The organism is Hoyosella sp. YIM 151337, from assembly GCF_026041215.1.
Classification (GTDB): Bacteria; Actinomycetota; Actinomycetes; order Mycobacteriales; family Mycobacteriaceae; genus Hoyosella.
The window spans coordinates 1-21,696 of record NZ_JAPEIQ010000004.1 but is presented as its reverse complement, the minus strand read 5'-3'; the positions used below and the strand labels follow the sequence as shown (position 1 = coordinate 21,696).

General features: G+C 63.5%; 25 protein-coding genes. 12 read left to right on the top strand and 13 right to left on the bottom strand.

Features of this window, described 5'->3' with window-relative positions; genetic code table 11:
- Window positions 1-16: 16 nt before the first annotated feature.
- The 6 genes from ONR57_RS00620 to ONR57_RS00595 form a co-directional block, all read right to left on the bottom strand.
- Window positions 17-1,444, bottom strand: a complete 1,428-nt coding sequence (locus ONR57_RS00620) for a hypothetical protein (protein WP_265120877.1) — start codon at window positions 1,442-1,444, stop codon at window positions 17-19.
- Window positions 1,445-1,472: 28 nt separating this feature from the next.
- Window positions 1,473-3,674 (bottom strand): AAA family ATPase, encoded by a 2,202-nt coding sequence (locus ONR57_RS00615; RefSeq protein WP_265121036.1) that lies wholly within the window; start codon window positions 3,672-3,674, stop codon window positions 1,473-1,475.
- Window positions 3,675-3,766: 92 nt separating this feature from the next.
- Entirely contained in the window at window positions 3,767-4,669 is a 903-nt protein-coding gene (locus tag ONR57_RS00610) for a phosphatidylcholine/phosphatidylserine synthase (RefSeq protein WP_265120875.1), read from the bottom strand.
- A 38-nt stretch (window positions 4,670-4,707) separates the two neighbouring features.
- Window positions 4,708-5,421 (bottom strand): phosphatidylserine decarboxylase, encoded by a 714-nt coding sequence (locus ONR57_RS00605; protein WP_265120874.1) that lies wholly within the window; start codon window positions 5,419-5,421, stop codon window positions 4,708-4,710.
- A gap of 89 nt (window positions 5,422-5,510) precedes the next feature.
- Window positions 5,511-6,713: a gephyrin-like molybdotransferase Glp gene (gene glp, locus ONR57_RS00600; RefSeq protein WP_265120873.1), complete on the bottom strand. Its 1,203-nt coding sequence runs from the start codon at window positions 6,711-6,713 to the stop codon at window positions 5,511-5,513.
- Window positions 6,649-7,299, bottom strand: a complete 651-nt coding sequence (locus ONR57_RS00595; protein WP_265120872.1) for a DUF1707 domain-containing protein — start codon at window positions 7,297-7,299, stop codon at window positions 6,649-6,651. Before ONR57_RS00595 ends, glp begins: the two co-directional genes overlap by 65 nt.
- 94 nt (window positions 7,300-7,393) lie before the next feature.
- On the opposite strand from ONR57_RS00595, the gene ONR57_RS00590 reads away from it, so the two are divergent.
- The gene (locus ONR57_RS00590) at window positions 7,394-7,924 is read left to right on the top strand and encodes a PadR family transcriptional regulator (RefSeq protein WP_265120871.1); all 531 of its coding nucleotides are present in this window, start codon (window positions 7,394-7,396) and stop codon (window positions 7,922-7,924) included.
- On the opposite strand, the gene ONR57_RS00585 is transcribed toward ONR57_RS00590, so the two are convergent.
- Entirely contained in the window at window positions 7,921-8,862 is a 942-nt protein-coding gene (locus tag ONR57_RS00585; RefSeq protein WP_265120869.1) for an NAD-dependent epimerase/dehydratase family protein, read from the bottom strand. The genes ONR57_RS00590 and ONR57_RS00585 overlap by 4 nt on opposite strands.
- An 82-nt stretch (window positions 8,863-8,944) precedes the next feature.
- Here ONR57_RS00585 and ONR57_RS00580 point away from each other — a divergent pair, with 82 nt between their 5' ends.
- Together ONR57_RS00580 and ONR57_RS00575 are read left to right on the top strand one after the other, a co-directional pair.
- Window positions 8,945-9,502 (top strand): TetR/AcrR family transcriptional regulator, encoded by a 558-nt coding sequence (locus ONR57_RS00580; RefSeq protein ID WP_265120867.1) that lies wholly within the window; start codon window positions 8,945-8,947, stop codon window positions 9,500-9,502.
- A 51-nt stretch (window positions 9,503-9,553) separates the two neighbouring features.
- Window positions 9,554-10,336 (top strand): HAD-IIA family hydrolase, encoded by a 783-nt coding sequence (locus ONR57_RS00575; RefSeq protein WP_265120865.1) that lies wholly within the window; start codon window positions 9,554-9,556, stop codon window positions 10,334-10,336.
- Here the strand turns inward: ONR57_RS00575 and ONR57_RS00570 are convergent.
- Complete coding sequence (locus tag ONR57_RS00570) at window positions 10,323-11,234, bottom strand: pseudouridine synthase (RefSeq protein WP_265120863.1); 912 nt, start codon at window positions 11,232-11,234, stop codon at window positions 10,323-10,325. The two genes, ONR57_RS00575 and ONR57_RS00570, sit on opposite strands and share 14 nt — an antisense overlap.
- Before the next feature lie 201 nt (window positions 11,235-11,435).
- On the opposite strand from ONR57_RS00570, the gene groL reads away from it, so the two are divergent.
- The 9 genes from groL to ONR57_RS00525 all read left to right on the top strand — a co-directional run bounded on the left by groL (window position 11,436) and on the right by ONR57_RS00525 (window position 16,920).
- Complete coding sequence (gene groL / locus ONR57_RS00565; protein WP_265120861.1) at window positions 11,436-13,058, top strand: chaperonin GroEL; 1,623 nt, start codon at window positions 11,436-11,438, stop codon at window positions 13,056-13,058.
- A 316-nt stretch (window positions 13,059-13,374) separates the two neighbouring features.
- On the top strand, window positions 13,375-13,791 hold the full coding sequence (gene gvpJ / locus ONR57_RS00560) for a gas vesicle protein GvpJ (RefSeq protein WP_265120860.1): 417 nt from the start codon (window positions 13,375-13,377) through the stop codon (window positions 13,789-13,791).
- Complete coding sequence (locus ONR57_RS00555; RefSeq protein ID WP_265120859.1) at window positions 13,791-14,588, top strand: GvpL/GvpF family gas vesicle protein; 798 nt, start codon at window positions 13,791-13,793, stop codon at window positions 14,586-14,588. Before gvpJ ends, ONR57_RS00555 begins: the two co-directional genes overlap by 1 nt.
- A gap of 3 nt (window positions 14,589-14,591) precedes the next feature.
- Entirely contained in the window at window positions 14,592-14,867 is a 276-nt protein-coding gene (locus ONR57_RS00550) for a gas vesicle protein GvpG (RefSeq protein WP_265120857.1), read from the top strand.
- Window positions 14,857-15,153 (top strand): gas vesicle protein, encoded by a 297-nt coding sequence (locus tag ONR57_RS00545; protein WP_265121034.1) that lies wholly within the window; start codon window positions 14,857-14,859, stop codon window positions 15,151-15,153. Before ONR57_RS00550 ends, ONR57_RS00545 begins: the two co-directional genes overlap by 11 nt.
- Window positions 15,150-15,524 (top strand): gas vesicle protein GvpJ, encoded by a 375-nt coding sequence (locus ONR57_RS00540; RefSeq protein ID WP_265120856.1) that lies wholly within the window; start codon window positions 15,150-15,152, stop codon window positions 15,522-15,524. The genes ONR57_RS00545 and ONR57_RS00540 overlap by 4 nt, the downstream gene beginning before the upstream one ends.
- The gene (locus ONR57_RS00535) at window positions 15,517-16,392 is read left to right on the top strand and encodes a GvpL/GvpF family gas vesicle protein (RefSeq protein WP_265120855.1); all 876 of its coding nucleotides are present in this window, start codon (window positions 15,517-15,519) and stop codon (window positions 16,390-16,392) included. Before ONR57_RS00540 ends, ONR57_RS00535 begins: the two co-directional genes overlap by 8 nt.
- A complete protein-coding gene (locus tag ONR57_RS00530; RefSeq protein WP_265120854.1) occupies window positions 16,389-16,619 on the top strand; it encodes a gas vesicle protein in 231 nt (76 codons plus the stop codon). The genes ONR57_RS00535 and ONR57_RS00530 overlap by 4 nt, the downstream gene beginning before the upstream one ends.
- Entirely contained in the window at window positions 16,603-16,920 is a 318-nt protein-coding gene (locus tag ONR57_RS00525; protein ID WP_265120853.1) for a gas vesicle protein K, read from the top strand. Before ONR57_RS00530 ends, ONR57_RS00525 begins: the two co-directional genes overlap by 17 nt.
- Window positions 16,921-16,934: 14 nt before the next feature.
- Here the strand turns inward: ONR57_RS00525 and ONR57_RS00520 are convergent, their stop codons facing one another.
- The 5 genes from ONR57_RS00520 to ONR57_RS00500 form a co-directional block, all read right to left on the bottom strand.
- On the bottom strand, window positions 16,935-17,933 hold the full coding sequence (locus ONR57_RS00520) for a PstS family phosphate ABC transporter substrate-binding protein (protein WP_265120852.1): 999 nt from the start codon (window positions 17,931-17,933) through the stop codon (window positions 16,935-16,937).
- On the bottom strand, window positions 17,930-18,214 hold the full coding sequence (locus ONR57_RS00515) for a hypothetical protein (RefSeq protein WP_265120851.1): 285 nt from the start codon (window positions 18,212-18,214) through the stop codon (window positions 17,930-17,932). The genes ONR57_RS00520 and ONR57_RS00515 overlap by 4 nt, the downstream gene beginning before the upstream one ends.
- 10 nt (window positions 18,215-18,224) lie before the next feature.
- Window positions 18,225-19,457: a Na/Pi symporter gene (locus ONR57_RS00510; protein WP_265120850.1), complete on the bottom strand. Its 1,233-nt coding sequence runs from the start codon at window positions 19,455-19,457 to the stop codon at window positions 18,225-18,227.
- 210 nt (window positions 19,458-19,667) lie between these two features.
- Window positions 19,668-20,144 carry a PaaI family thioesterase gene (locus ONR57_RS00505; RefSeq protein ID WP_265120849.1) on the bottom strand — a complete coding sequence of 159 codons (477 nt, stop codon included), beginning with the start codon at window positions 20,142-20,144 and terminating at the stop codon, window positions 19,668-19,670.
- Window positions 20,141-21,388 (bottom strand): acyl-CoA dehydrogenase family protein, encoded by a 1,248-nt coding sequence (locus ONR57_RS00500; RefSeq protein WP_265120848.1) that lies wholly within the window; start codon window positions 21,386-21,388, stop codon window positions 20,141-20,143. The genes ONR57_RS00505 and ONR57_RS00500 overlap by 4 nt, the downstream gene beginning before the upstream one ends.
- Window positions 21,389-21,696 lie beyond the last annotated feature (308 nt).

Genomic DNA, 21,696 nt, shown 5'->3' with positions numbered 1-21,696 from the left:
CCTGGGCGGGATGCGTTTACATCTTAGGGGGAGGTCCTCCGCCGCGGCGCGCTAAGCGGTATGCGGTGTAGCCACAAGTGAGTACCCCCACACCGCATAGTCCGACGAGAGCAACGGAAAGTATCGCTCCGGATCCTTCGGGGATCACCGCCCACCAGGAGTGCGGAATCTCGTTGGCGCTGCCTGTGAACAGCGACACTGGAACCGCGCCGGTCGACGGCGCCCCGCCGAGCAATGCGTTGTAGGTGTGTGCCGTAAAGATGACGCCAAAGCCCAGCAGGGTCGCGGCGGGGCCTGCGCCGGGCAAGCAGACACCGAGCGCGAAGCCGCCACCCAGTGCGACGAGAATGAGCTGCACGAAGACGCCGATCGCGGTGCCGCCGGCTATCAGGCCCACTACCGGCACGACAGCGAGTGCGAGCAAGCCGTTGACAGCGTGATAGCCGCGGTGCCGTACAGCCACGCCGAGCGCGAGGGCAGCGATAAAAACAATGGCGACGACCAGAAGGACCCACCACGCGCCGATGCGCGGAACTGCTGGGATAACTGGCAGTGCGGCTGCCGCGACGGCAGTCGCGACAAGCAGCAGTGCTCCAGACCACGGGCTGTCGTTGAGACCGAGCCACATCGCCGCTAACCAGGTAGCGAGGAAGAGGATCGCGATCACGGCAGCACCAGCCGCGAATCGGGCCGCAGGCGGCCAGAAGAGTCCTGCGCGTGCGAGTACGTCTACTCCGGCGATCTGCAGCGCTGCAAGGATGACTACGATGCCCGCAGTACCAGCGAGCCCGGCCCGTGCCCGGGATATCGTCTCGCGCGCGAGCGCTGGGGGCGGGGCAGCATCGAGAATCATCGCCATGATGGCGGCTGAGATCGCGCACGCGAGCACAGACCAGGTAACTAGAGTCGCCCCAGACGTAGAGCCGAGCAGGTAGGCGCCGGGAAACAGTCCCGATGCCGGGCGCGCAAGCGCCTCTGCGAGCAGAAGTGTGGCCCCCGTCCCGCTCACGGCTGCGATTGCGGGCACCGGCGATTCGTACGACCAGGCACGCGAGAACGCTGCGCCCAGCGCGATACCCGCGCACACGGCAATGATGCTGCGGAGTACCAGGTACGACGACACCGTTACGGCACCTGAGTATCCGGAACTTCCGAAGAACCCGAGCAGCGCCGTCGCGACCAGCAAGCCGGTGAGCGCGAGCAGCCACGTCATGTGGACTCGCCCGCCGAGCCGCGCGGTCACAACCGCGACCACGGCAGCCAGGCCTGCCGTCACTGGCTCGCCATATGCCAGCGCGGTGACTCCCGCTTCGTATGCGGGCGTGAGCACCGTCACCGGCACAGCACCTGCGAGCAACAGCACCGCTGCGGCGGGCACGAGAAACGTCGTGAGCGCGGTGAGCGGAAGCAGTGGCGCGTGCTGGGATTGCGGGGCGGCGGGCATCAGCGCAGCATACGGGCCATCGGTGCGATCACTCAGCAGCACGGCGATCCGCGAAAGCCTTGATGCTCGACACCTGCTCGGGGTCGAGCGAGGGCCGGACAGCTTTTCGCGCGGTAGCGACGTCTTCCGCAGTGACGTCGGTGGCATCCATCGAGCGCCGCATGGCGGCCAGTGCAGATTCGCGCAGCAAGGCGGCGCAGTCGGCCGCGGAGTAGCCGTCGAGTTCATCTGCGAGTGCATCGAGATCTACGTCGTCGGCGAGCGGGATGGAGCTTCCCGCAGCGCGGAGGATTGCGGCTCGAGCCTCGCTGTCTGGCGGCGGCACAAAGACGAGCCGTTCGAGGCGCCCCGGGCGAAGCACTGCGGGGTCGATCAATTCGGGCCGGTTAGTCGCACCGAGCACCACGACGTCACGCAGCGGCTCGGCGCCGTCGAGTTCAGTGAGGAGAGCGGCAACGACCTTGTCACCCACGCCGGAGTCCGTGCTTTGCCCGCGACGCGGTACGAGCGCGTCGATCTCGTCGAGGAAGACCAGCGACGGAGCGGTGTTGCGGGCACGCTGAAAGAGGTCGCGCACGGCCTTCTCCGAGGAGCCAACCCATTTGTCCATGAGCTCGGACCCTTTGACGGCGTGAACGCTCAACTGTCCGGAACTCGCGAGCGCGCGGACGACGAACGTTTTGCCGCATCCAGGCGGGCCATAGAGAAGAACCCCGCGCGGTGGGTCAACGCCAAGCCGCTTGAAGGTATCGGGGTGCCGAAGGGGCCAGAGCACAGTTTCGGTGAGCGCCTGCTTCGTCTCCACCATGTCGCCGACGTCCTCGAGGGTGAGTCCGCCGATCGAGAGTTCCTCGGTTCCGGAGCGAGAGAGCGGCCGAATTACTTCAAGTGCCCCAAGGAGATCGCGCTGTTCGATCATCGCTTCGGTACTGTCCTTGCTGGCGCGAGACGCCGCGCGCAGTGCGGCTTCACGCCGCAGGGCCATGAGGTCGGCAGCGACGAAGCCGGGTGTGCGCAAGGCGACCGCTTCGAGGTCCAGCTCAGATGTGGGCACATCGCGCAACAGGTGGTCGAGCAGTGCCCGCCGCGTTGCGCTGCCCGGGAGCGCGACGGTCAGTTCGCGGTCACACAAGTCTTGACCCCGGACACGGCGGTCCACTGCATCCGGGTGCGCGGTGGTGACAATGAGGACAACTTGGTCGTCACTGATCGCCCGGCGCAGTCTGCTGAGAATCAGGCTTGATACCGGTTCGGGTTCAGCCGGAAGCAGCGCGTCGACCTCGGTGATGAGGAGCACTCCGCCACCCGCGGCGGCATTGATCGCTTGTGAAACGGTTTCCGCCCGGCTGCCCGCTTCGAGTGCGCCTGTGCCGGGTCCATCGAGTTCCACGAGGTTCCGTTGCGCGCATACAGCTCGCACCATGGTTGCTTTCCCTGCGCCCGCGGGGCCAGTGACAAGCACTCCGAGCCGGGGTGACGCTCCCAGGGAAGCGAGTAGTTCCGGCTCGTCCAGTGCGAGACTGAGCCAGTCGGTGAGCTTGCTTACCTGATCTGAGACACCGACCAGATCACCCACTGAGAGTGTCGCTTTGCGTTCGGCGAGGGGGGCGGGCACGGCAGGGTCCGGGTCGTTGCGGCGGCCGGGCGTTTCGCGGCTGCTGAAATTTGGCTGTCCTGCGGTATTCACCGCGCGCGTGAGCCCTTTCGGGCTTGGCGCGCTTGTTGAATCCCAAGACAACGCCGAATTCGGCTGCACACTCACGGCACCCGCGGGCTCGGTGCTGACGACGGTGAGAAGTTCCGAGGTCCACGTGATACCGACGGCAAGCCGCAGCGCTTGAGTGGCAGCCGAACTGCTGGTGCCGGGTCCGAGATCGCGGGGGAGCAGGGAAACGGTGTCACCGACGGTGAGCACTTTTCCGAGCAAAGCTTGGCGCAACGTGGCAGGGTCGATGGACGTGGTGGTCAGCGCTGAGCCACTGAGTACCAGCCGCCGCGCAGTCTGCACTGGCACGGGATGGACCACGAGGGTGGTGTCTTCGCGGATGCCCGCGTTGGAGAGCGTCACGTCATCGAGCAGCGCGACCCGCGGTGCCGTGCCCTCGGGTGACCGTGCCACGACGGCGGCTGTGGCGCGCGTCCCGTACAACCCTATTGCGTCCCATTCCCGCAAGCCGAGAGCGGAAAGCACCTCCGGGTGAACGCGGACAACGCCGCGCCGCGAATCCATGTGGGACGTATTCAGCCGCGCGACGAGCGTGACTTGTGCAGCATCCTCGGCGTAGTTCACGCCCACGAGCCTAGACGAGTGGAGCGCGCCCGCTACCGTCCGCGCCCGCGCCCAGCAACTCTCGAGTACCTGCCGCGTGGCTTCGACCTGCGCAGTCCGAGCCGGGCCAGCGACCGGCGCTGAGCATTAGAGCGACGCAGCGCACGGCGCTCAGAGGGCGGGATATCCCAGGTTTCGGGACGTGCGGCCACCCACCGTTGCGTGTGGACCGCGTAGGGAATATGTCCGAGATAGAGAAAGACGACCGCGATGAGCAGGATATAGGGGTAGGTCACCAGGCCTGCGGCAAGCAGGGCAACCGCGATCAGCAGGGCAACAGCCATGCGCGGGGGTACGGAAACCTGCTTCATGGCGAGGGTGGGAATTCGGCTCACGATCAAGATCGAAGCGATGACCATCCAGATAGCCACCAACGGGAACGACGACCACCAGCCGGCACCCCACTGCGCGTACGCGGCGAGGGGGGCGAGTGCGATGAGTCCACCAGCCGGTGACGGAACCCCAACGAAGTAGTCCTTGTGGTAAGCAGGCGCCTCGGTGTCGTCGATGAGCGTGTTGAACCGGGCGAGGCGCAGCACGATGGACACAGCAAAGATCAGCGCGACGACCCAGCCGAAATTGTTTCCGGCGAGCAGTGTCACGTACAGGACCAGCGCGGGTGCGACCCCGAACGAAATCGCGTCCGAGAGCGAGTCGAGTTCAGCCCCGATTCGGGTGGTGGCGTCGAGTAAGCGCGCGATACGGCCATCCACACCGTCGAGGAGGGCGGCCGCCCCGATCAGCGCTATCGCGAGCCCGACATTGCCATCGAGAGCCATCTTGATCGACGACAGGCCCGCGACCATCGCCAGCACCGTTATCGCGCTGGGTACCAGCCGGACGCCCGCGGACCGTACCGGGCGGCCCTGCTCGCCGATCAGTTCCTCGTCGTTCATCGCTCCGCCATTTCGTCCCCGGCTGCTACCCGTTCGCGTCACGGGAGTTCTGCGATAACGGTTTCCGCACCGATCGTCCGCTGGCCCCGTTCTGCGAGCACGCGTGTGCCGGGGGGAAGGAACGTGTCGACGCGTGATCCAAAACGGATCAGCCCGTAGGTTTCGCCGAGTGTGAGAACGTCACCCGCTTGGGCGTCACAGATAATGCGCCGCGCCACAAGGCCGGCGATCTGGACGACGACGACCTCATGCTCATTGGGTGTACGAATGAGCATGCTGTTGCGTTCGTTGGCGTCGCTGGCTTCGTCGAGATCAGCCGACATGAAGCGGCCAGGCTGATGCACGACGTCGGCAACGTGCCCTGCCACCGGGCACCGCTGGACATGGACATCAAGAACCGACAGAAAGATGCTGACGCGAGGCCGCGGCGTGGTCCCGAGCCCGAGTTCTGCCGGTGGTGCCGCCGTATCAACGAGCGTGACTTCGCCGTCTGCGGGTGCAACCACGACACCGGGACGTGTCGGCGGTACGCGATGCGGATGCCGGAAGAACGCGGCGTTTGCTGCGGCGAGTGCCAGTCCGCCACGGCGCACCCACGGATATTTGCGGCCGAGTGCGGCGACCGCTAGCGGTGCGGCAATGAAGGGGAGCCCGGCAGGGTGCACCGGTGGAATATGGGAGCGCGCCAGAGTTAACGCGTGTCCAAATGCGCTGGGGGGCTCTTGCCCGGGCGGTGTCGGTTTGCGGGCCACTTCGGGTCGGCACCTCTCCGTCGAGTATCGGTTCACGTGTCAGAGTACGGCAAGCGTGCACACCGGATGCCGCGTCGAGTATGCCTTATTTAGCACGAGTCGAGGTCCCACACAGTGACGGTGTCCCCCGTTCGAAGGGCCGTAACGTCCTCGTCGACGTCAACGAGGCAGTTCGCGGAGGCGAGCCAGCGGAGATGGTGTGAGGCCGGCGGCCCGATGGGTTTCACCGTTCCTGTTTGCCGGTCAAGGACACCCCGCCGGAACTGCCGTTTTCCGCGCGGTGAGGTGACCGGCTCAGTCAAACGGGCCGTCGTGCGCGGACGCTCAGGCGCAGGCAGCGCCATCGCCCGGCGCAGCGCGGGCCGAATGAACACTTCGAAGGACACCAGCGCACTCACCGGGTTTCCAGGCAATGTGACGATGGGTGTCCCCTCAAAAAAGCCGCACCCCTGCGGCATCCCAGGCTGCATCGCGACCTTGAGAAATTCGATTCCGTGCTCGGTGAGCGAGTCCTTGACCACCTCGTACGCACCGGCGCTCACACCGCCCGATGTGATGATGAGATCAGCTTCGGGGGCGCGGTCGCGAAGTGTCTGGAGAAATTCAGTGGGATCGTCGCTGACGAACCGGAGCTGCGCGGCTTCACCACCGGCTTCGCGCACCGCGGTGGCGATCATGATGCCGTTCGATTCGTAGATTTCGCCGCGGCGCAGGGGCTGTCCGGGTGCGACGAGTTCGCTTCCCGTAGAGAGCACGATTGTCCGGATCGGCGGGATGACGGGTGCCGTGGCATACCCGAGCGACGCCAGCAGGGCGAGCTGGGGTGCTCCGAGCACCTGGCCGCGGCGCAGTGCGACCTCGCCGGCGGAGATGTCCTCACCGGCGCGGCGCACATGCTGGCCGAGTGTGGGGCAACTGCGGATAGCGACGGTGCTTGTGCCAGCATCGGTGAGTTCGACAGGCACGACTGCGTCAGCGCCGGCGGGGACGGCGGCCCCAGTCATGATGCGGTGGGCGGTGCGAGGTGCGAGTGGTGGACCGTCGGTGCGGCCAGCTGGAATGTCTTCAGCCACAGGCAGCGTCACTGGTTTCTCGGCTGTCGCCCCAGCAAGGTCCTCGACGCGAACCGCGTAACCATCCATCGCTGAGTTTTCGAAACCGGGGAGCGCCCGCGTTGCGATGACATCACGGGCAAGCGGCCGGCCGGCCGCCGCCGCGAGTCGCGCCTCAGTTTCCGGCCGGCTGGTGACGAGCGCGTTGATGGCTGCTTGATGTTCGGTGACCGAGCGCATGCAGCCATTGTTGCCGGTACTGGTGGGAAAGGTGTAAGCCAGGGTGCATGGCTGGTGTGGAAGCACTGTTGTTTGTGCTGTTCGTCGCAATCAAATTGCTCGTGCTGGTCGCACTTGGTGGTGCCGCAGCGCTTGCTGGCTGGCGGTTGTACCGCTGGTACCGGTGAGAGCGGCGAGTGCACAGTGCCCGCTCGGGCCCTAGAGAACGCGCGAGCAGGACACCGCCCCACGGCCCGATGACCCATATCGGCCACGGATAGAGCAGCGTGCCTGCGGCCAGTGAAGTGGCCAGCCAGATTGCGATGCACAGCATGCCGACGCCAAGCCAGGCGCGCCACTCCGCGTGAAGCCAAACCGGAAGCCGAAGCTGGCGGTTGCGAGCGGTGCCGGGAGTGCGCTGGGCGGCTGGCAGGTCGTGGAGCACAGCGTCGACCTCCGCGGTCGTCACAGCGCGGTATACGTGGTCGACACGCTGCTCGAACTCCTCGAAGGTGAGCCGGCCGTCAGCTGCGTGGGTGCTGAGGGCTGCGATGGCGCGCTCGCGGTCGTGGTTCGAGGCGCGTACGCCGTCGGCGATATTCATCATTCCTCCCGGTTTGCCACATTCCACTGTGGAAGGTCTACGATTAACTATCGACCTTCCACAGTGGAATGTCAAGGTGCGGTGATGAGGAGTGCGGGTGAGTCGGCGAATCAACTCGACAGCGGCGGCGCTGCTGGGTTTTCTGCATCAAGGGGCAATGTCTGGGTGGGATCTCGCCGCACTGGCTGCGGAGCGCATCGGTGACTTCTGGACTGTGACGCGCAGTCAGGTGTACCGCGAACTCGCGGCAATGGCCGAGGCCGGGCTCGTGCAGCGCGGCGAGGCGGGGGCGCGCGAGCGCGTGCCGTACAGCCTCACTGACGCGGGCCGGGTGGCATTTAGGGACTGGATCTCCCGGGAGCCAGGCAGCGACACCATCCGCGTCCCAATGCTGCTCACGCTGACATTTGGAGATTTCTTGGATCGCGCTGAGATCGACGCGATGCTCGCCCGTCATCGCGCGGAGCATGAAGACCGGTTGCGAAACTACCTGCTGCATCCTGGGGGAGCTGAGATGACACCTTTCGGCCGCGCGACACTCGAGTTCGGTATTGCATACGAAAAAGCGGTCCTCGAGTGGTTCGCGAAGGTCCCGGCAATTCTCGACGGGGACGCCGCATCTGGCTAGGACTGTTGGCCCACGGTCAGGCCGGTAATGCGTGCAACCTCATCTAGCTCTGCGATGTGGTGAATGTGCTGGATCCCCGGCTGGAGCCGATGTGCGAAGGTGACCATCGCCGCGGTGACGGCGGCGGTGGCGCGGGATTGCTCCCGTCCCGGTACGTAAACAGCCTCGCCGCTGGTCGCGCGAGCGAGGAGAAGAAAGCGATCCGTCGCTCCAGGCACGGGCATTCCCGCAGGCATCCGTGGTGGCCCCGGTAAGCGCGTGAGAATTGCGAGCGCGCCCGTGGCGGCGCGTGAATCGAGCAAAAAATAGCTGCGCACAGGTGTCCCGAGGTCACGGCTCAGGACATGCTGGTCAGAGAAGTCGGCCCGGTATGCGCGCCGGCGACCGTGGTTGGGCAGGCGAAAAACGCGTGAACTGCTGAAGTTTCGGACGCGCGTGCCGTCGGGAGTGGTGAAGTGCGCACCGACGAGTCTGTTGGTCCATTCGGTGGCCGCCGCGCCGTGTTTCTTTCCTGCGCCCAGCATGATGACGATGTCGATGGGCCCGGGCGTGCGCCGATGAAGCTCTGCAGCGAGCAGGTTTGTGATCCCTGGTGCAACGCCGACACTGACCAGTATCGGTGCCGTGTGGTGATGCCGTGCAAGGTCTTCCAGGTAACTCTGTGTGGCGGTGATATCAATGAGCACCGCGCCTGCGCCAGTGACGGACATGGCGAGCCCGGGATCCTCGGCGCCGGTGGCGTTGATGACAATGTCCGCGCCGCGTGCCATCGCCGCGGCCGCTGCGTGGTCGCGAATGTTGAGTAAATGATCGGCGCGGGCAGGGTCACGGCCCGTCGTGATCACGGTGTGGCCTGCGCTGCGGAGAAGTGCGGTCGTGTGTGCGCCGACGGCGCCATAACCGCCCAGGACGACCACGCGCTTGGGTGTATTTCGCATGCTAGCCCCTTAAGTTGTACATCAATGTTCGAGTTAGACCCTAGCAGTAAACTAAACACGGCTGTATGAGTTAGGGGGCGCGATGAGGGCAGATGCACGGCGTAACCGCGAGGCGATCCTCGGCGCGGCCCGTGCGACGTTGGCGCTCGAACCCGAGGCCAGCATGGGCGCCATCGCGGCGCGGGCAGGTGTCGGGCGGGTCACCCTGTACGGCCACTTCTGTACCCGCACCGAACTTATCGACGCAGTCTTCGAAACCGCCATCGGAGAGGCGGAGCGCATCCTGAGCGGCGTCGGCATCCAGGGTGACGATCCGCACGCCGACCTGGCGGCGCTTGCGCGCGCGACCTGGCATGTCGTCGGGCAAACCAAAGGGCTGCTCGTCGCGGCTCAAGAGTGTTTAACAGCTGAGCGGATCCGCGAATTGCACGATCTGCCTCTAACTCGCGTGCAGGCGGTGATTCGTGCCGGTCAGCGGTGCGGCGCATTTCGCGCGGATCTCCCTGAGTCCTGGCTCCTGGCCGTGTATTACAGCGTGATGCACTGCGCGGTGGAAGAAACCGCCGCCGGGCGGCTCACTGAAGCCGACGCACCGGGCGTAATCGTCACGACCCTGACCGGCGCTTTTTCGGCCGCGTGAATTTCTTGTGACAGGGGTCCGCTGGCGGGGGCGAGTCAGTACTCTCGGGATATGGCGATCAAGGGTGTGCTGTTCGATATCGACGGCGTGCTCGTGACTTCCTGGCGGCCCATTTCTGGTGCCGCTGACGCTGTGCGGACAGTCGTTGAATCGGGTTACGCAAGCGCATTTTTGACAAGTACAACGTCTCTCACGCAGGCCGACATCGCCATGCGCCTGTGGCAATGCGGCATCCCCGCAGAGACAGCGGAAATCGTCACAGCCGCAAAACTCACGGCTGAGTATGTCCGCAAGCAGCACCCAGGCTCGCGGTGCTGGCTTCTCAACGCTGGGGATGTCCGAACTGATATGGCGGGGATCGAGTTCACCGAGGAATCACCCGACGTCGTAATTCTGGGCGGTGCTGGCACGGTATTCTCGCACGAAAACCTCAGCCGGGTCGCAGAACTGATGATTCAGGGCCTGCCGGTTATTGCGATGCACAGGGCGCTTTCCTGGACGACGTCGGAAGGGCTCAAGCTCGATGTTGGCGCGTATTTGCCGGGCCTCGAAATGGTTGGAAAGCGATCAGTCACGGTCGTCGGTAAACCCTCCGGACGCGCTTTCGCGACGGCGGCGGAACTCATGAACGTCGCACCTAGCGAAATCGCGATGGTCGGTGACGACATCAACGCCGATGTGCTTGCAGGACAGGCGGCCGGGATGACCGGCGTGCTCGTGCGCACTGGCAAGTACCGGCCGGAGTTGCTCGAGGATGCTGAGCACCAGCCGGATCATGTGATCGATTCGGTTGCCGACTTGCCGCACCTGCTGAAATCCATCAACTCAACGTGAGCTCCCGCTCGCTCACGAAAACATGGTGCCTGCCGGTGATCGGGTCGGTGAAAGCGAGCCGGCGCGCCAGCAGTTGCAGGGGTTCGGTGAATCCCGCTGGTTCGGGGTTGACCTCGGGATACAGGGGATCTCCCACTATCGGGATGCCGAGCGCGCACATGTGAATGCGGATTTGATGCGTCCGGCCGGTCTCCGGCCGCAGCCGGTACCTGGCGGTGCGTCCGTCGTGTGCGTCGAGACTGATGTGCGTGATCGCGTTCGGTGTGCCCGCTATTTCGTGCGCCTGCCGCGCTCCGGGCGCTTTGGAAATCCTCGACCGCCGCGTGAGGGGCAGCGTGAGAGCCGGACGGAACGCGGCGAGAGCGAGATACTCCTTCTCGGCTTCGCGACGGGCGAACAGCTCTTGATACGCGCCCCGGACCTGCGCCCGAGCGGTGAGAACGAGGACACCCGCGGTTAGCCGGTCCAGCCGGTGCGCCGGGGTGAGTTCAGGCAGGTTCAGTTGCCGCCGTAGCCGTACCGTCGCGGTCTCGGTCACATGTCGGCCGCGGGGCATCGTCGCGAGGAAATGGGGCTTGTCTGCGACGACGATGTTCTCGTCCTGGTAGAGCACAGTGATGGTGAACGGCACAGGTTCCTCGGCGGGAAGGTCGCGATAGTAAAAAAGTGTCATGCCCCGGCGAAGTGGAGTCTCCGCGTCTACCGGTGTTCCATGCATGTCGACGACAGCACCCCGGCGGAGCCGGTCGGCGAAGCGATTCCAGTGCTCCGGGTACTTTGCGTGAATGGCCGCGCCGACCGTCGCCCACGGCGAAAAGTCGGGAAAACGCACCCACGCGGCGTCCACTCCGTCGCGTGGCGGGAGCGGCGACGAGCCAGTCGGGGAGGGGTGGGGCACGCAGGCAAACGTAACCGATCAAACTTGATTCCCTAGGATCTTGCACTCGCATGGCCCGAGTGCTAAACATGGAGCTGGCACTCAAGACATGCGAGTGCTAGGTCGGGACGGTGAGGCCGGGGCTGACACCCCCAGCCGTCCGTCGCGGGCACCGCGCCTGGCCAGCATCGTGTCACCCCCTAACCGGAGGATCACTACGCAATGGCCAAGATCATCGCGTTCGACGAAGAGGCACGCCGTGGCCTCGAGCGGGGGCTCAACGCTCTCGCCGACGCAGTCAAGGTGACGCTGGGACCCAAGGGTCGCAACGTCGTTCTGGAAAAGAAGTGGGGCGCTCCCACCATTACCAACGATGGTGTCTCCATCGCTAAAGAAATCGAGCTCGAAGACCCGTACGAGAAGATCGGTGCTGAGCTCGTCAAGGAAGTCGCCAAGAAGACTGACGACGTCGCCGGCGACGGCACCACCACCGCAACCGTTCTCGCCCAGGCGCTTGTGCGCGAGGGCCTGCGCAACGTCGCAGCGGGTGCAAACCCGATGGCGCTGAAGCGCGGCATCGAAAAGGCAGTCGAGGCGGTCACTTCGCGGCTGCTCGACACGGCCAAGGAGATCGAGACCAAGGAGCAGATCGCTGCTACCGCTGGTATCTCCGCAGGTGACCCGCAGATCGGCCAGCTCATCGCAGAGGCGATGGACAAGGTCGGCAAGGAAGGCGTCATCACGGTGGAAGAGGCTCAGACCTTCGGTCTGCAGCTCGAACTCACCGAGGGTATGCGCTTCGACAAGGGCTTCGTCTCGGGTTACTTCGTGACCGACCCGGAGCGTCAGGAAGCCGTCCTCGAGGACGCTTACATCCTTCTTGTCTCGTCGAAGATCTCGACGGTCAAGGATCTGCTGCCGCTGCTCGAGAAGGTCATCCAGTCGGGCAAGCCGCTCGCGATCATCGCTGAGGACGTCGAGGGCGAGGCACTGTCCACGCTCGTCGTCAACAAGATCCGCGGCACCTTCAAGTCAGTCGCCATCAAGGCTCCTGGCTTCGGTGATCGCCGCAAGGCGATGCTGCAGGACATGGCCATCCTCACCGGCGGTCAGGTCATCAGCGAAGAGGTCGGCCTTTCCCTCGAGACCGCTGGTCTCGAACTGCTCGGCCGCGCTCGCAAGGTTGTCGTCACCAAGGACGAGACCACCATCGTCGAAGGTGCTGGCGATGCAGCCCAGATCGAGGGCCGCGTCAACCAGATCCGCGCCGAGATCGAGAAGTCGGATTCCGACTACGACCGCGAGAAGCTCCAGGAGCGTCTCGCCAAGCTCGCTGGTGGTGTCGCAGTCATCAAGGCTGGCGCTGCTACCGAGGTTGAGCTCAAGGAGCGCAAGCACCGCATCGAGGACGCTGTCCGCAACGCGAAGGCAGCTGTTGAGGAAGGCATCGTCGCCGGTGGTGGCGTGGCCCTCCTGCAGGCCAGCCCGTCCCTCGATGACCTCAAGCTCGATGGTGACCAGGCAACCGGTGCGAACATCGTTCGCGTCGCGCTGCAGGCTCCGCTGAAGCAGATCGCCGTCAACGCTGGCCTCGAGCCTGGCGTTGTGGCCGAGAAGGTTCGCAACCTGCCCACCGGTCACGGCCTGAACGCTGAGACCGGCGAGTACGAAGACCTCCTCGCTGCTGGTATCAACGACCCGGTGAAGGTGACCCGTTCGGCGTTGCAGAACGCAGCCTCGATCGCGGCTCTGTTCCTGACCACCGAGGCCGTCGTCGCTGACAAGCCGGAGAAGGAGAAGGCTGCTGCCGATCCGACCGGCGGCATGGGCGGCATGGACTTCTGATCTAGTCCGCACGAGAAAAGCCCGGTGCATCCACGATGCACCGGGCTTTTTCGCGTGCTTGGAGAGGTTGTTTCGAATGAATCAGACATTTCGAACAGTCTGCTAAAAATTGTCTTATCGTGAGTGTATGGATGGTTTAGCGCAGCAAAGCTGGGTACTGCCAGACCACCGCTTTTCGCGGGCGGCGAGTTTAGGCCCGACCTTGCGCATTCCGGGTAGTTGACTCCCGCGCGTCGACGATGACGCTTGCAAACGCAGACCGCTGACCTCTCGATAGGTGCTCGGTCTGACCGCAAAACTGCAGAGGAACCACCCCATGACAACTGCGATCCAACCAGCACAGCAAGGCGGCGGCGGAAGTGTTGCCCGCCCCAACTCCTCGGACTTGGCCGAAGTCGTCGACACCATCCTTGACAAAGGCCTCGTTATCGACGCGTTCGTGCGTGTCTCTCTTGTGGGCATCGAATTACTGACGATCGACGCCCGAATCGTCGTCGCAAGCGTTGACACCTACCTCCGATTCGCTGAGGCCGTCAACCGCCTCGAATTGGGAACCGAAGAGCCCAAAGATCTCGGTGACCTGACTGAGAGTGTTACTGCGGGAGGGGCGAAATCTAAGACGAAGGGTGTCCTCGAAGCTGCCGGAGAGAAAGTGGGCGACATTCTGAACAGTGATGACGACAAGGAAAAAGAAAAAGCCTCGAGTCGGCGCTCCAAGAAGGAGAGTTCCTGATGAGTGAGCAAGCCAGCACACGCCAGCAGGAGCGCACTGCCGTCTACGTCTACGGGATCGTCGCAGCAAGCGAGGGGGATGAGGCGAAGGATGTTTCCAACGGTGGACCCGTGGTTGGTGGCGGAGAGCAAACTGTCAGGAAGGTACAGCACGGCTCCGTCGCCGCGCTCGTCAGCGACGTCCAGGTCAGCCAGCCCCTAGGGCAGCCCGAAGACTTGATGGCGCACGCACGCGTCCTGGATGAGGTCGCGGCGAAGACGACGGTGCTCCCATTCTCGTTCGGCGCGGTGGTCACTGACGAGCAGGCCGTCATTGACGAGCTGATTGAGCCGAATACGGAACAGCTCCGCTCGGCACTGCGGGAACTCGAAGGCAAAGTGGAGTTTCTCGTAAAAGCGCGCTACATCGAAGAATCGATTCTCCGCGAGGTTCTGACCGAGAACGAGGATGCGGCGAAGCTACGCGAATCACTCGTCGGGCAGCCTGAAGACGCGACCCGCGAGACCCGCCTCGCACTCGGAGAACTGATAAGTACGGCGATCGAAGCCAAACGGCAGGCCGACACCGAAGCCGCGGGGGAACTGCTTAGGCCCCTAGCGACAGCATCGAGCGTCCGAAATCCGACCCACGAACTGGACGCCTTTGGCATCGCGCTGCTTATGGAGCGAGACCGGCAACAGGATCTTGAGCAGGCAGTTGGCGAACTCGCGAAAAGCTGGAGCGAGCGCGCCGACGTCACGCTCTATGGGCCGATCGCCGCGTACGACTTTGTCGTCACCCAATCACCCGAGGCGTGAGCCATGGGACTTATCTCGGGAATTCTCGGTTTGCCCCTACTGCCAGTGCGTGGCGTGGTCGCGGTGGCCGAGATTATCCGTGATCAAGTCGATGAAGAGATGCGTTCAACCGGTGCGATCCGCCGGGATCTCGAAGTCCTCGCTGCCAGCCGGGCAGCGGGGGAGATCTCGGCGGAGCAGGAGGCTCAGGCGCAGCGAGAAATCCTCGACCGGGCACGAGCACCGCGCGAGAGCACACCAGGCGAAACGGAAGGTGGTGCGCGTGACGATGGCGACTGAAAAAGGCGCCTCCGATGGCGATTCTGCGCTGGAGCCGCTGGATGCAGCGCAGGTAGCTGCGCGCAACCTAGCGCAACTCACTGGAAAAGAACCCCAAGCGGTGACTTCGCTCGCGCCCACCGACGAGGGCTGGGAAGTCGAAGTTGAGGTCATCGAAGATCACAGGGTGCCCTCTTCAGCGGACATCCTGGCGTTGTACGAAGTACAACTCGACCAGGAGGGGACCCTGCTGTCCTGGCGGCGGACCAAGCGTTACATGCGCGGCCGCGGAGATGAGGCGCAATGACAATTGCCCGCGGCGGCAGCGAACTGCCCGCTACCTACCGAGGTGGCGGCAGCTCCTCGGCGAATCTTGGCGACATCCTCGAACGTGTCCTTGATAAGGGGCTGGTTATTGCAGGCGATATCCAGGTCAACCTGCTGGACATTGAGCTGCTGACGATCAAGCTGCGGCTCGTTGTCGCGTCTCTGGAAACGGCCAAGGAGGTGGGCATCGATTGGTGGGAACACGATCCCTGGCTGACTGGCCGCAGCCGCACGGCAGAACTTGAGGAGCAGAACGAGGAATTGCGGTCGCGGCTCGCAGAACTAGAGCAGGAAGTCAAAGAACCTCGCCGTGCGGTATCGCGGAAGAAGAAGGCGCGCAACGATGAGTGATCACACCGGCGTCTGGCTTTACGCGGTGGTCTCCGCCGGAGACGGCGAACTGGAGGACCGCGATCCTGAAGGCTCTGGTGCATTGGACCGCCCAGATTCTTCAGGTTCGTGGCTGCCTTCCATTGCGGGGGTCGATGGTGAACGTGTGTACGCGGTTTCTGGTGCAGGCCTCACTGCAATCGTGGGCCGGGTTAGGCTCGACGAGTTTGGTGAAGAGGCGCTCCACCGCAACTTAGAAAACCTCACCTGGCTTGAGCGGGTAGCCCGGGCGCACGACACGGTTATTGCCGCGGTCGCTGAACTCGTTCCCGCGGTGCCGCTGCGCTTAGCGACCGTCTGCCACGACGATGACCGTGTGCGCGAAGTACTTGCAGAGCATTCGGCTGAATTCACGAGTGCGCTGCAGCTGATCGACGGCCGATCGGAATGGGGAGTACGAGCGCACGTGCGCAAAGGTGAAACCACCCCGGTCCCGTCAGGCATGCCGCGCAGCCAGCGGTCCACCGGCGCATTACCGCGCGGAGCGGGCGCTGCGTATCTCAAACGCAGACGATCCGAACTGTCAGCGAGGCAAGAAGCGGACCGGGCGGCAGCCGAAGAAGCGGCCGCCGTCCACGAAACGCTCTGCCGCTACGCGGTCGGTGCTCGGCGCCAGCCTCCCCCCAGTCCTCAGCTAGCCGGCACCGACGAACCCGTCCTGCTCAATGGGGCGTACCTCGTCGACCACTCTCGCACTGACGATTTCGTTGCCGCAGTCAACGAGATGAATAGCAGTACATTACGTTTAGTCCTCACTGGCCCCTGGCCGCCGTATTCGTTTACCGCAGCCGTTCAAGGGGTGGCACAAGGCGAACCGAGGACGCCATGAGTGACGTCGCCCGATATGAACCGGCAACGCGTGCTGAGCCGGAACGCCGGATCGCGCTCGTTGATCTCCTGGATCGCGTGCTCGCTGGGGGAGTCGTGATCAGTGGCGATATCACCCTATCGATCGCGGATGTTGACTTAGTGCGAATCTCGTTGCGCACGCTGATCTCCTCCGTGAGCGCTCTCGAACCCGCGCTAAGGCAAGAAGACCATGACGCCGGCGGGTGATGAGTCAGCGCGGCCCGAGCATGAACTCACCCGCCGCATCGACGCGACCCCCGAATCCGTCGAGCGAGGGCTCGCAAGCCTCGTCCTCACGATCGTTGAACTGCTGCGCCAGCTCATGGAGCGCCAGGCGCTGCGCCGAGTGGACGCAGGTGACCTCACCGACGACCAGGTCGAGGCAATCGGTCAAACACTCATGCTGCTGGACGAGAAGATGCAGGAACTGCTCGACCACTTCGGTCTGACCCCCGCTGACCTCAACATCGACCTCGGGCCACTGGGGCCGCTGCTGGGCCCAGACTGAACTGGGCTGACCTGTCACTCCGCCTGAAGAACCTCCATGATCGGTCGGTCCGTGAATGGGTCGCCGTCGAACATCGTGCCGGTAGCACGGTCTGTGAACCGTTGCTGCACCAGCGGGTACGCCTCCTCGGGTAGGCCGTAGAAGAAGACGCGGGGCAGCATGCTCTGCACTGATCTGAGGTAATACTCGACGAGTGCGACAACCGATTCGTCCGCAGCCGCCGTCGCCGATACGTAAATGAACAGGGGGCGGGTAAGCGGCACGTAGGAGCCATCCTGCGCGTTGCTGCGGCTAGGAGCCACGCCGTCCACCGCGACATTCGAAATCCGGTCGCGGAACTCTTCGTCCGCAGCGAGATAGTTGCCGACTCCCATGAACCCGAGCGCATTCGCGTCCTCGGCTATCCAGCGAGCAAGTTCAGACATGTCGTCGGTGGCCCGATAGTCTTCCCGAATCTCCCCACTTTCACCCACGACGAAGTGAGTGAAGTAGTCGAAGGTACCCGAGCCATCTGGCCTGCCATAAAGGTTGATGGGCTCGTCTGGCCAGTCAGGACGGATGTCGCTCCAGCGCGTCACCGCCGAACCAGGCGACCATACTTCCCTCAATTCCGTGAGCGTCATATCAGCAGCGAAGCTGTTGGCTTCGTTCCGGACGACGCTGAGCGCGTCGAGCGCGATCGGAAGTTCGATGAACTCGACACCGTTTTCGGCGCACATCGCCACAAAATCGGTCCGCTGTCCCGAGCCGGGGATCGCTTCAGATGCGTTGTTAATCGGCGTTTCGCCGGCACAGAACCGCGCGAACCCGTCGGCCGTGCCCTCCGCGGTGACGCTGACGCTAAAGCCCCCGTCCTGCGCTATCGCCTCGGTGATCGGCGCAACAGTCGATGAGCCCGACACCTCAATCAGCGAATCAGCCTGCGAGCTGCTGCACGCCGTTACAGCGGTGAGTGCCAGTGCCACCGCCGAGGCGCTGAGCAGACTGCGGCGGTATGTGTTGGCCGAGATCACTGTTCTCCTCCGGTGGTGCCGCCACGTTGGTCTTCGCGGGCCACAAGCTGGCGCAAAACGTCTTCGAAAAACGCCCGCACCTCGCTCCAGCGCACACGGGCATTGGCCATGTGCTCGTCTAGTCGCTCGATCTCCGCGTGCTGCGCCGCGAAAGCGCGACGGTGTTGTAGCTCACGGCGGAGCCGGACCACGGTCTCCTCCGCCTCAGCGAGAAGTTGCTCGAGTTCACGATCGAGATCAGCCCCGGGGCGGCTTGATGGGGGGTTCGGTGTGTCAGTCATGTGAGCCTCACTAGAAGATGACAGTCAGCAGGATGAGAACCAGCGGGATGACGACGAACACGCCGAGCACCCACGCCGCTGCGTACAGCTTGTTATCCGTCGCCAGCTGGGCGAGCCAGGTCGCTCCCCTGATCGGTACGTTCCGCAGGAAGGGAAGCCCGAATATCACGACTGTCGCGAACAAGTTGAAAAGCAGATGGACGTACGCGGCCTGCAACGCGAGCGAGGCCTCAATGCCCGTAAAACCAAACGCCGCGATCAGCGCGGTCACAGTTGTGCCGACATTTGCGCCGATCGTAAAAGGATAGATCTGGCGCAGCGAGAACTGCCCGGACCCGGCAAGTGGAATCGCGAGACTCGTTGTCGTCGAAGATGACTGCACCATCACTGTCACAATCGCGCCGGAACCGATGCCAGTGAGCGGACCCCGTCCGATTGCGGTGTGCAGGACATCGGCGGCCCTGCCGACCATCAGAACCTTGAGCAACTTCCCGATGAAGCTGATGACGAACAAGATCAGCGCAATCCCGATGACGATAAGCGCGATCCCGTACCAGGGATCCGGCAACGCTGAAGTGCTCCACTTCACGGCGTCCGCGCCAGGTGTCGTCACGGCCTTGACGAAGGCTCCGATCCCACCGAAAACGGTGGCGAAGATCCCCCCGTCGGTGCCGGAGGTCTGGTCGGCAAGCCATGCTGAGCTGCGCGCGAGGAGGCCGAACATCAGCTCGAGAGGCAGGAAAATCGCCACTGCGATCAGGTTGAAGAAGTCGTGCACTGTGGCGGCCGCGAACGCGCGCTTAAAGCCGTCGCGATCGCGCACCATGCCGAGGCTCACGAGCGTATTCGTCAGAGTGGTACCGATGTTCGCGCCCATGAGCACTGGAATCGCGATCTCGAGCGGCAGACCGCCAGCAACAAGACCGACCGTGATCGAGGTCGTCGTCGACGACGACTGTGTTGCGGCGGTTGCCAGGACACCGATCATCAGAGCGATGAATGGATTCGAGGCGAATTGGAACAGCTGGCCGGCCTGATCTCCGGTCGCGGCCTTGAACCCGCCACCGATCAGGCTTACGGCGGTGATCAGTACATAGATCCCCGCGGCAACACCTAGCCAGTTGGCGAACTTCTGTGCCGAAGCTCCGAGCGGCAAAAAGTCGAGCGGCCCGCGCGCTTCGCGCTGTGGCGCACCCGAGGTGGGCGCAGCCGTCATTGCGCCACCGGGTATAGGTTCAGACATCAGCCGGGCTCCATTCGGGATGGACTGTCAGCAGGTCGCACTAAGCGGAACACTGCAATCCGTGCAATATCCGAAGCGCATATGACGTCTGAGTGAATGGTGCGGATACAGCGAGGAACAGAATGAATGCGGAGTTGCGCACGTGAATCCCGCATTAATCGGCGGGGCGTGTCGGCGTACTGTGCCGCGCTGAGGGAGTCTGAGCGATTTCTAGGTGCCGTGTCGGCGCAGTTGGTAAACGCCATGTGTGGTGGCGACGACAGTGCCGGCCGTATCGGTGAGTTCGGCGTCGAGTTCGAAGTCTGCTTTACCGTTGGCGGCCGCCGCTGCGCTCACCTTCTCGACGGTGCCAGAGTCCAGTGCGGTTGTGGCCCGGATTCGCGTGGTTGCTGGGCGGCGGAATCGTATCTGGACGTCCTTAACGATCGGGTAGAACTGGGTGCTGTCGAAAGTTGGAAGACATATTGCACCCCCGAGGACCTCGGCGACGGTGAAAAGCACGCCCGCGTAGATCGTGCCCACGTGGTTTGTATTGCCCTCGACAGGAACCTCCGCCGCTGCGCGCCCCTCTTCAAGTTCAACGATGGTGACGCCCATGCGGTGCGCCGGAGCTAGCATGTGTTCGATCGCCATGTTGGCCATCGTCAGATACGGTGGCGCTTCGCGATTGTCCGGTCCGGTCGTCATCGTTCGAGCAGTCCTTTCGCGACGTGCGTGATTTGTACTTCATTGCTGCCGGCATAAATCATCAGCGACTTTGCATCGCGGGCGAGTTGCTCAACTCGATACTCGGCCATGTAGCCATTGCCCCCGAACAACTGCACCGCATCCATCGCGACGTCCGTGGCAGTCTCAGACGCATACCACTTCATTGCAGACGCTTCCGCGAGCGTGGGCTGTTTGCCGTTCCGTGCCATCTCGATGGCCTGAAAAACCATGTTCTGGACGTTGACACGTGCGACTTCCATTTTTGCGAGCTTTAACTGGATCAGCTGAAAGTCCGCGATCGGCGTCCCCCAAAGTTTTCGGACCTTCGCGTACTCCACACACAAACGACGACATTCGTTGATGACGCCGAGAGCCATGGCTGCGACACCGATACGTTCGGTGACGAACCCTTGCTTCGCGCTCATCCGGCCATCGGATGCCGCATGTGTTTCGGTCTCACCAAGGAGATGCGCAGTGGTCAGCCGAATATCATCAAAAAACAACTCACCAGTCGGGGAGGAGTGCAGGCCCATCTTGCGCATTGGCGGGGATTGTGTGAGGCCAGGCATGCCCTTCTCAAGGACGAAGGTCAGTACCTTTCGATCACGCACGGGCGTGCCGTCCTGCTCGTCAAGCTTGGCGTAAACCACAAGAACGTCCGCATAAGGGCCATTGGTGATGAACGTCTTCTGTCCGTTGAGAATGTAAGCGTCCCCGTCGCGGCGAACGTTCGTCTTCATCCCGCCGAACGCGTCAGATCCTGAGTCGGGCTCCGTCAGTGCCCAAGCGGCAACCTTTTCCATGGTGACGAGCTGCGGCAGCCAGCGTTCCTTTTGCGCTAGCGTCCCGTGCGCTTGGATCGTCGCCGCGCCAAGACCAAGGCTGACGCCCATAGCGGCGAACATCCCCATGGAGACCCCGCAGATCTCACTGCACAGAATCATGCCGAGCGACTCTTGTCCGCGAACTGATAGTGGGCCTGGGGAAGATGTCTTCGCGCGGTCCTCAGTAGTCGCGGCAGCCGCCTTTTCTCTCTCGAGCAGCTTCGTGACGGAATCGCGTGCTAGGGCATCGATGCCGAATGAGGCGAACAGCTTGCGCAGGAGAGCGTAGGGAGGGAGATCGCCGTGTTCGAGCTCGTCGATATGCGGGCGCACTTCTTTGTCGAGAAACTCACGGACAGCGGTGCGCATCATGCGGTCGGTATCTGACCATTCGAACACTGGGTACCTCCGGACACGCCTGGTTCTGCGCCGCACCACCTTTGGTGACGGGCGTCCTCAGTCTAGGCGATATGACGAGACCGCGATCGACGCCGGGCGAGAGATCGGCCCGAACCTTCCGGTTAACTCTTCGAGAGGGCGTTGACCTGCGTATTTGTGTTTCCGTTTGCATGTGTGTAACTTTCTTAGGGCCAGCGGGGAACGGAGCGCGAAGCACCGGCCAGCTGGCGAGTCCATCTAAGTATCCGAACCAGCCGATCGAAGCGCTTCACTGCGCTTGCGGAGGGCGGCTCGGACTGCTAGTGTGG